General features: G+C 70.8%; 6 protein-coding genes and 1 pseudogene. 3 read left to right on the top strand and 4 right to left on the bottom strand.

Going from position 1 to position 8,643, the window contains the following annotated elements; all coding sequences use genetic code 11:
- Positions 1 to 2,027, top strand: a pseudogene (locus H5J30_RS10080) (ATPase); the annotation flags it as partial.
- Positions 2,028 to 2,081: 54 nt separating this feature from the next.
- Positions 2,082 to 2,624 carry a Uma2 family endonuclease gene (locus tag H5J30_RS10075; RefSeq protein WP_258563230.1) on the top strand — a complete coding sequence of 181 codons (543 nt, stop codon included), beginning with the start codon at positions 2,082 to 2,084 and terminating at the stop codon, positions 2,622 to 2,624.
- Positions 2,625 to 2,869: 245 nt separating this feature from the next.
- Here the strand turns inward: H5J30_RS10075 and H5J30_RS10070 are convergent, their stop codons facing one another.
- Complete coding sequence (locus H5J30_RS10070) at positions 2,870 to 3,391, bottom strand: GNAT family N-acetyltransferase (RefSeq protein WP_181787081.1); 522 nt, start codon at positions 3,389 to 3,391, stop codon at positions 2,870 to 2,872.
- A gap of 29 nt (positions 3,392 to 3,420) precedes the next feature.
- Complete coding sequence (locus H5J30_RS10065; protein WP_181787080.1) at positions 3,421 to 4,698, bottom strand: helix-turn-helix domain-containing protein; 1,278 nt, start codon at positions 4,696 to 4,698, stop codon at positions 3,421 to 3,423.
- Positions 4,699 to 4,981: 283 nt separating this feature from the next.
- Between H5J30_RS10065 and H5J30_RS10060 the strand changes: the two genes are divergently transcribed.
- Positions 4,982 to 5,362, top strand: a complete 381-nt coding sequence (locus tag H5J30_RS10060; protein WP_181787079.1) for an ATP-binding protein — start codon at positions 4,982 to 4,984, stop codon at positions 5,360 to 5,362.
- A gap of 196 nt (positions 5,363 to 5,558) precedes the next feature.
- On the opposite strand, the gene H5J30_RS10055 is transcribed toward H5J30_RS10060, so the two are convergent.
- Entirely contained in the window at positions 5,559 to 6,497 is a 939-nt protein-coding gene (locus H5J30_RS10055; protein WP_181787078.1) for a MerR family transcriptional regulator, read from the bottom strand.
- Between the two features lie 183 nt (positions 6,498 to 6,680).
- The gene (metG, locus tag H5J30_RS10050; protein WP_181787077.1) at positions 6,681 to 8,324 is read right to left on the bottom strand and encodes a methionine--tRNA ligase; all 1,644 of its coding nucleotides are present in this window, start codon (positions 8,322 to 8,324) and stop codon (positions 6,681 to 6,683) included.
- Positions 8,325 to 8,643: the final 319 nt, after the last annotated feature.

The raw sequence follows: 8,643 nt of genomic DNA, 5'->3' as shown, positions 1-8,643 counted from the left end.
AGCTGCCCGCCGAGCAGGCCGTCGCCCTGCTGCGGGCCGCCGGGCAGGACGCCGGCAACAGGCTCGCGTTCGACGAGGTCCTCACGCATCTGCGCCGGGCGTACGAGCGGTCCGCCGGCGCGTCGGTGCGCTGCCGGGTGCTCACGGCCCTGGACCTGGGCGGGGCGCTGCTGCACGGGAGCAGGGCGGCCGAGGCATGGCCGCTGTTCGCGGACGCGGTGCGTACGGCCCGGGCGCAGGACGACCCCGAGCTGCTGGCCCGCGTAGCCCTCGGCGTCTACAGCGGGGAGGGGTACTGCGCGACGGTCCCCGTGGAGCAGGCGGAATCCAATCGCCTGCTGCTGCGCGAGGCGCACCGCGCGCTGGCGCGCAGCGCCCACCCGGAGCGGGCCGGCGGCGCGGACGCCGACGGGGAGCTGTCGGCCGACCAGATGGCGGCGGAGCTGAGCATCACCCTGTCGGTCAGCGCCCGCCGCGGCCAGGACGACGAGGAGCTGGGCTTCGGCCTGTGGACCCGGCACAACGCGATCTGGGGCCTGGGCACGGCCGCCGAGCGGCTGGCGCTGACGGAGGAGCTGATCACGCTCGCCGAGCGGGCCGGGAGCCCCGCGGGGCGGCACATCGCGGTGGCGATGCGCTGGGTGGCGATGCTGGAGCTGGGCGACCCGCGCTTCCCGCACACGTACCGGGGCTACGTCGAGGCCGCCGAGCGCAGCGACCTCCCCAGCATCCGCCACACCCTGGCCATGGACGAGGCCCTCGTCGAGACGCTGCGCGGCGACTTCGACGCCGCCGAGCGGCACATGGCGCACGTCGTGGAGATGGGCCGGGACAACGAGCACGAGCACTGGATCGAGCTGCTCGACCACCACTGGTGGACGATCCGCATGCTCCAGGGCCGGTACGAGGAGGCCGCCGAGGCGGCGGCACGGGTCACCACCGCCGGACACGGCTTCCCGGAGTGCCTCCGGGCGCTGACGGAACTGCGCCGCGGCGACCCGGAGCCGGCCCGGCGGCTGATCGCCGCGGGCCCGCCGACGGACGAGCAGCAAAACCGCGGCTTCTTCCCCATGTGGCTGCGGCTGGAGGCGGAGACGGCGGCCGCGACGGCGGACCCGGAGCTGGCCGAGAAGGTACGGGACGCCCTCTCCCCGTACCGCGGGCAGTGGCTCGTGGCGGTCTACGGCTGGGACATGAGCGGCCCCATCGACTACTGGCTGGCGCTGGTCGACGCGGCGCAGGGCCGCTGGGCCCCGGCCGTGGAGGGCTTCCGCGCCGCCCGCCGCTCGGCGGACCTCCTCCAGGCCCGCCCGTGGTCGGTGCTGGCCCGCCACGGGCTGGCGCGGGTACTGCGGGAGCAGGGCGACGCGGCGGCGGAGAAGCTGGCGCGCGCGGCGGCGGAGGAAGCAGCCCGCCTGGGCATGGCCCTGCCCCCGGAAGCCCCCGCCGCCGAACCCTCCCCGCAGCTGCCACCCCCCGACGAGGAGTTCCGCTACGACGGCCGGGTGTGGACGCTGACGTACGCGGGCAGGACGGTGCACCTCCCCGACGCCAAGGGCCTACGCGACCTGCACACCCTCCTCGCCGCCCCCGGCACCGACCTCCCTGCCGTACGCCTCCTCAACCCGGAGGGCGGCGAGGAACTGGCAGCCGCCCACCGCCTGGGCGGCGACCCGGTCCTGGACGCCGAGGCCAAGTCCCGCTACCGCCGCCGCCTCGAACTCCTCGACGAGGAGATCGACCACGCCACCGCCACCGGCGACGACACCCGCGCCGCCACGTACGACCGCGAACGGGCCGCACTCCTGGAGGAACTCCGCGCCGCCGCGGGCCTCGCGGGCCGCACCCGCCGCCTCGGCGACGAGGCGGAACGCGCCCGCAAGGCGGTAGGCGCCCGCATCCGCGACGCCCTCCGCAAGATCGCCAAGGACCACCCGGCCCTGGCAACCCACCTCAAACAGTCAGTCTCCACAGGCACCACCTGCACCTACCGCCCCCAGCCCTCGGCCCCCACCTGGCGCCTGTGAACCAAATCTGGCGCTCCTCGGGCTTCCCTGGACAAGGCCAGCGCGCTGGTTCAGTTGTGGCATGACGTTGAGGCCCCGGACGGCCTGCGGGTCGAACTGCTCGACGGCGAGCTCGTCATGCAGGCAAACCCCGGCCACGTTCACGACCTTCCAGGTCGGAGCCTCGTTCGGCACACGCCGGAGCCGTTCGAGGCGTGGTCCGCGCGCGGGCTGCTGGTGGCCAACGACCATCGTCCGCGTGCCGACGCCGTGATCATCAGAGGTGAGGACCGCCCGCCGGACGAGGCGGACGCGGACTGGCCCGCGCAGATCGTGCTGGCCGTGGTCGAGACGGTCTCCAGTACCCGTACGGCCATCAAGCGAGACTGGGAGGACAAGCGGGAGCGCTACGCCTCCGTGGGCATCCCGGTCTACCTTGTCGTCGACCCCAACGACGCGACCTGGCACGTCCTCGAACTCGAAGGCCGCGTCTACGTCGAGACAGGCAAGGGCATCTTCGGTCAGCCGCTCACCTTCCCCGAGCCGATGGGCTTCACCGTGCAGACGCACGGCTGGCACCCGTACCGCCCCGCATCGACGGGCAGCAGCCGTGACTGATTCGGACCAGGACTCTGAGGACGATCCGCCGCCGTACGGGACCTGGCTGGACCTGGCACGCGAGGTCGCAGAGCGACGGAAGCACGAGAACCTGTCGGACGAGCCCCCCCGCACCACGGCTGAGCCACCGACAACTGCGCGCCGGGGCCGACGAGTTCTACGGCGACGAGGACCGCGTCGGCGAGGACGCGGACGATCCGTGGCAATCGACGTGACCGCCCGCCGATGTCGGCGCAAAGCGCAGCTCAGTCCAGACAGAGCACCATCACGTCGTGCAGATCAGCGCCGGCCCACGGCCGTGCCTCGCCGACCTTCCGGTAACCCCACGCCCGGTACGCGGCCGATGCAGCTCCGCTGCCGGGGTGGACGTTGAGGAGGACGCGTTCGGCACCGACGCCTTGGAGCAGGGTCTCGTGGAGGCGGCGGGCAATGCCTCGTCCGCGCCAGGGTGGACGCACGGCGAGTTCCATCAGGCCGAAGGTGCGGCGTCCGTCCTCGCGCCGCATGTCCTCCGCCACGGGTTCGGTGAGTTGGTCCCACCACCTCGTATCCGCACCGAGCGGATGCCCGTACGCGATCCCGACCGGCTCACCGTCCTCGGTCCGGGCCAAGGCAGCACGGAAGGCGGTCCTGCGCGTCTGGGAGCGGAAGCGCCGGAAGGTGGCCTTCACGTCGTTCTCGGTCTCGTTGTACGGCGGCTCCGCGAACGCTTCGGCGTAGACCAGACGGAACGAGTCCTCGGCCTGCACGGCGGCCCGACCGTCCATCTGCTCCAAGACGACTACCTGTCGTTGTCTCACGTGACACTCCCCGGGACCGTTTCGCGGATGCGGTCGCCGCATGCGCGGGCCGCGACGCTGTCCAATCCGCCCGCAGCCCGCTGAAACTCTGTGACCCGGCTGAGCAGTCGCGGCGAGGAGATACCTCCCCAGGTGTCGAGTACACCGTTCATCACCGCGCACGCCTCGTCGACCTCCCCTGCGTCGAGAAGTACGCCGGCAAGTCTGACCCGGTACGAGGCGCCGTTGCGGGCGAGTTCGCCTCCCATGCCGCGTACGGCGGCGCGCAGGAAGGACACCGCCCGCTTGGGCTGCCCCGCCCGTACGTACATGTCGGCGGTGGCGTAGTCGACCTCGAAGGGGCCGACGAAGCGGGCCCAACCGGGAACCTCGGAGTCTCTGTCCGCCCGCGCCTGATGGTTCACCGCGCGGCTCAGGGCCCGCCGCGCACCAGCCAGGTCGCCTGCGTGGGTGGCGACGTTGGCGTCTCGCAGAGCGATGACCAGATGCACCGTATGACCGGCCGCGGCGCGGGTAGCGAGCCGGTGAGCGTTCTCGACCGCGCTTGCCGCCTCCCAGGTCCGCCCTGCCTTGATCGCGAGCAGTACGAGCGTCTCAAGGACGGAGACCTGCAACAGCGGGTCGCCGACGAGTTGCGCCGCTGCCAGAGCCTCCAGGCAGGAGGCTCGTCCGCGCTCGATGCGCCCTCCGTCATAGCCGTACCAAGCGCGGTGGCCATACAACTCGGCAAGCATTGTTTGCAGTTCGCGGCCGACCCTCCCCGTGTAGGTGGCGGACCCGAGTACCCCCGTGATCTCGCTCTCGATACCGTGCGCCTCGGTCATGGCCGGGACACTGCCCGCTGTGTGATCGGTCTCGTACAGGCCGTCCAGCCGCGCCCGCAGCTTGACCAGATCGGCAGCCCCGACGCGGGGGCCTCGCAGGGCAGGCGACAGAGCCACTGCGGCAAGTGATCCGGCGTCGGCGACGAACGTCCTGCGCTTCACCGCTTCAGGATCGCTGACCGTCCCCGCGGCCGTCACGCGGTGCGGGGGTGCGTCGAACCCCATCTCGGCGAGCGGCACGCCGAAGATGACTTCGAGAACGATCTGTTGACCCGGATGCGGCAGAGGCGGAGGGGCCTCACGTTCCCAGCGCCTCACCTGCCGCACGCTCACCGCAGCTCGCACGCCCAGGCGGGCCGCTTCCGCGGTGAACGCCGCGACGAATGACGCCTGCGTGTATCCCGCGGCCCGTCGTAACCGCGCCAGACGGTTCACGCCCACCTGCGCCATACGTTCTCCCTCGCCAGCCGGAAAGTACCTCCAACCGTAGGGACTTCGCCTCGACTGCGGCGACGGAAACGTCCGCCCGAATGTCCGCCTGCTCACCCCCTGCCACGCCACCGGAACGGCTGCACTTGGTCATGCGCGCAGGATCCCGATTCCTGAGTAGAAATGAGCAGCGATGAAGCACAGTGTCGCGTGGACGCCGAGCTTCGGCAGTCCGGCCTCGATCGCTTTACCCACAGGGAGGGAAGGGGAACACGCTTCAGCTTCATCCGGAAGGAGGTACGCGATGACAACGCAGTCGGGCATGTTCGCCCGGAGTGCCCGTTCGGTGGGCAAGGCACGGGATTTCGTCGTCTCCCGGGTGTGCGCGGGGGACCGGGTGGACGACATTCGCGTGTGCGTTTCCGAGTTGGCGACCAACGCGCTGCGCCACACCCCCGCCGGCCGCCTCTTCCTCGTACGCGTCGACGCGCAGGAACACCTCGTCCACGTCGAGGTGCACGACGCCGGGGGCGGTGAGCCCCGCGTGTGCTCGCCCGCGGCAACCGACGACCACGGCCGCGGACTGCTCCTGGTCGCCGCCCTCGCCGACGACTGGGGCACCTCCGAACGCAACGGCCCGGGCAAGGCCGTCTGGGCAACGTTCAAGCTCCCCGGCCGACGCTGAGCTGGCAAGTCGGTGTCAGTCCCGGGGGTCGGGGGCGATCTCGTCGATCACCTGGTTGCCGAAGCGCCAGAAGCTCGGTCTTCAGACCCTCGTCGGCGGCGATAGCCGCGGCGTGCTGCTGGGTGAGCCCCGGGAACGCGCCGGCGCTGACGCGGATTTCGCGAACTGAACCGGGTGCCTCCTTGCCGCCGCACCGTCATGGCTGTGTCCGGACGCGCAGAGCCTGGAGGGACCAGTCGAACACCGGAGCCAGACTCTCCGGGGCCGGCCAGCCGTTGACCACGGCGAGCAGCTGGAGGTACCGCTCCCTGCGGGGGTCGTTCACGCTCTCCAGCCGAGTCGCCAGTCGGCGGCGAAGCTCGACGTCGTCGGGGCGGCCGAGGAGGTGCGCGTAGTGCGCGGTGAACGCCGCGACGATCGAATCGGCCTGGGGGGAGGCCGGGTCGATGCCGGCGGTCAGGGCCGGGTCGGCCTGGTCACGGACGGCTGCGGTGATGTCGCGGCGCGGGACCATCGTGTCGCTTCGGGCCTGCTCGGCTGCCTGGTCCTCGGCCATCCGCCGCACGAGGGCGCGGAAATCCGGGTCCAGGGAGATTTCGGCCAACTCCACCCACGCCCGGACCTGCTCCGCCTCCGGGTTGTCGGGCAGCTCGGGGGTCATCGAGCGCATGACCCCCGCGGATCCTGGGGCAGCGTCAAGACCGCCGAAGACGGCGTCGAGGAAATCGCCGATCAGACGTCGGCGTTCGTCCGCGGAGAGCTGGGCCAGCCGGTGCATGAGTTCCGTCTCCTCAGGTGTGGACCCGCGCTCGGCCACCGCCGACAGCACCGCGCGCCGCAGGCTCAGGACCCGGATCTGCACTGCCAGTGCTTCGGCATGCGCCGCAGCGACCTCGGGAAGCGAGAGCTCGCGGTCCACGACCTTGCGGATCGTGGGAAGGTCCAGTCCCAGCTCGCGCAGGGTCCGCACGAGGTCCAGGCGTGCGACGGTGTCGATGTTGTAGAGGCGGTAGCCGGCGGGGCTGCGGTCCGTCGGCGCCACGATTCCGCGATCGGAGTAGAACCGAACGGTCTTGACCGTGAGACCGGTCCGCCGAGCAAGCTCGCCGATCGAGTAGAGCGTGTCGCCGTCCATGCGCCCACCTTTGCGTCTCCCCCTGCTGGAGACTCAAGCCCTTTCGCCTGCCGGCAGCCAACCGCTCCTCGATCTCCCGACATCGATGCGGAGAAGCTGCCGGTGGAAGCCGCCGTGCCTTCGATCGTGCTTGCCGAGCCGGCGCAGGGCGTCGCCGTCCTTCCCTCCGGGGGGCGACGACCCTCAGTCCGTCTTCGGGTCCTCCAGGCGGGGGAACAGGATGGCGCCCTTCGTGACCCTCGCGCCTGCCGGGAGGCGGCCCCATTCGGCGGCTTCCGCGATGCGCTGGTCCGCCAGGGGGCCCAGGGCCGGTTCGGCGCCCAGGGACGTCCAGAGTTGCTGGGACGTCGCCGGCATTACCGGGTGCAGCAGGACCGCGACCGCGCGGAGGGCCTCCGCCGCGGTGTAGAGGATCGTCGCCAGGCGGGCCTGGGCCTCGGGCGAGCCCGCCGCGTCAGCGGCTCCGGGGATCGCAGCCTTCGCGACCTTCCAGGGCTCCTGTTCCGTCAGGTACAGGTTGACCTTCTTGATGAAGTCGAAGACCGCCGCGATGCCGCCCGCGAAGTCGAGTTCGTCACCGATGCGCCGGTCCGCCTCCGCCGTCGCGTGCGCCAGGCCGTCGACGATCACCTGTTCCGCGGGGCCCGCGGCCGGGGCGGCGGGGAGGTCGCCGTCGAAGTACTTGACGGTCATCGCGCCCACGCGTGAGGCCAGATTGCCGAAGTCGTTGGCGAGTTCGCTGGTGTAGCGGTGGGTGAAGTCCTCCCAGGAGAACGAGCCGTCCTGGCCGTACTGGATGGCGCGCAGGAAGTACCAGCGGTAGGCGTCGACGCCGAAGTGGTCCGTGAGGTCCTGCGGCTTGATGCCGGTCAGGTTGGACTTCGACATCTTCTCGCCGCCGACCATGAGCCAGCCGTTGGCGAAGACCTTGCCCGGCAGCGGCAGCCCGTTGGCCATCAGCATCGCGGGCCAGATCACCGCGTGGAAGCGGAGGATGTCCTTGCCGACGAGGTGGACGTCGGCCGGCCAGGTGCCGGCGAACTTCTGCTCGTCCGCGCCGTAGCCCACGGCGGTGGCGTAGTTGAGGAGGGCGTCGATCCACACGTAGATGACGTGATTGTCGTCCCACGGGACCCGCACGCCCCAGTCGAACGTGGAGCGGGAGATCGACAGGTCGTTGAGGCCCTGCCGGACGAAGCTGAGGACCTCGTTACGGGCCGACTCGGGCTGGACGAAGCCGGGGTTGGCCTCGTAGAACTCCAGGAGCTTCGGACCGTACTCGGAGAGCTTGAAGAAGTAGTTCTCCTCCTTCAGCATTTCCACCGGCGTCTTGTGGATCGGGCAGAGCTTCAGGCCCGCGTACTCTCCCTCGCCGTCGAGCAGCTCGCCGGGGGTCTTGTACTCCTCGCAGCCGACGCAGTACGGGCCCTCGTAGCCCCCCCGGTAGATCTCGCCCTTGTCGTACAGGTCCTGGACGAACTCCTGCACCCGGTCCGTGTGCCGCTTCTCCGTGGTGCGGATGAAGTCGTCGTTCGCGATCTCCAGGTGCTCCCAGAGGGGCTTCCACGCCTCCTCCACGAGCTTGTCGCACCACTCCTGCGGGGTGACGCCGTGCGCCTCCGCGGTGCGCATGATCTTCTGACCGTGCTCGTCCGTGCCGGTGAGGTACCACACCTTCTCACCGCGCTGGCGGTGCCAGCGGGTGAGCACGTCGCCTGCGACGGTCGTATAGGCGTGGCCCAGGTGCGGAGCGTCGTTCACGTAGTAGATGGGGGTCGAGACGTAGAACGCCTTCGTCCCCTGCTGCTCTTCTCCAGTGGCCGCCATGGGCGAAATCCTAACGGCCGCGGGGCGTCGCACCCATCCGATTACTTACGGTGACCAACCGCTCAGCGTACGTGTCCCGCGCACCCCACCGGCGCGGGTTCACCTGGAGTTCAGGTCCGCTTCTCTCCCCGGCGGGGCTACGCGCCTAGCGTCCGGCGCGAACTCACAGAATCCGGAGGGGATCGTGCGCAGACTTCTGCCGCTCATCGGCTCGCCGCACCCTGGCGGCCGCTCGGCCATGACCTGTCGCTACCGCTGTGGCGACGCCTGCTTCCACGAGGTTCCGAACACCAGCGACAACGAGTACGCCGGCGACATC

Source organism: Streptomyces phytophilus, assembly GCF_013870535.1.
Lineage (GTDB): Bacteria > Actinomycetota > Actinomycetes > Streptomycetales > Streptomycetaceae > Streptomyces > Streptomyces phytophilus.
Note: the sequence above shows the minus strand (reverse complement) of the source record. Positions and strands in the feature narration are given on the sequence as shown.

Excerpts from the sequence above, each read along its gene's own strand:
- H5J30_RS10070 (WP_181787081.1), bottom strand. The coding sequence starts at position 3,391 with ATGGACGGTCGGGCCGCCGTGCAGGCCGAGGACTCGTTCCGTCTGGTC.
- H5J30_RS10065 (WP_181787080.1), bottom strand. The coding sequence starts at position 4,698 with ATGGCGCAGGTGGGCGTGAACCGTCTGGCGCGGTTACGACGGGCCGCG.
- H5J30_RS10060 (WP_181787079.1), top strand. The coding sequence starts at position 4,982 with ATGACAACGCAGTCGGGCATGTTCGCCCGGAGTGCCCGTTCGGTGGGC.
- H5J30_RS10055 (WP_181787078.1), bottom strand. The coding sequence starts at position 6,497 with ATGGACGGCGACACGCTCTACTCGATCGGCGAGCTTGCTCGGCGGACC.
- metG (WP_181787077.1), bottom strand. The coding sequence starts at position 8,324 with ATGGCGGCCACTGGAGAAGAGCAGCAGGGGACGAAGGCGTTCTACGTC.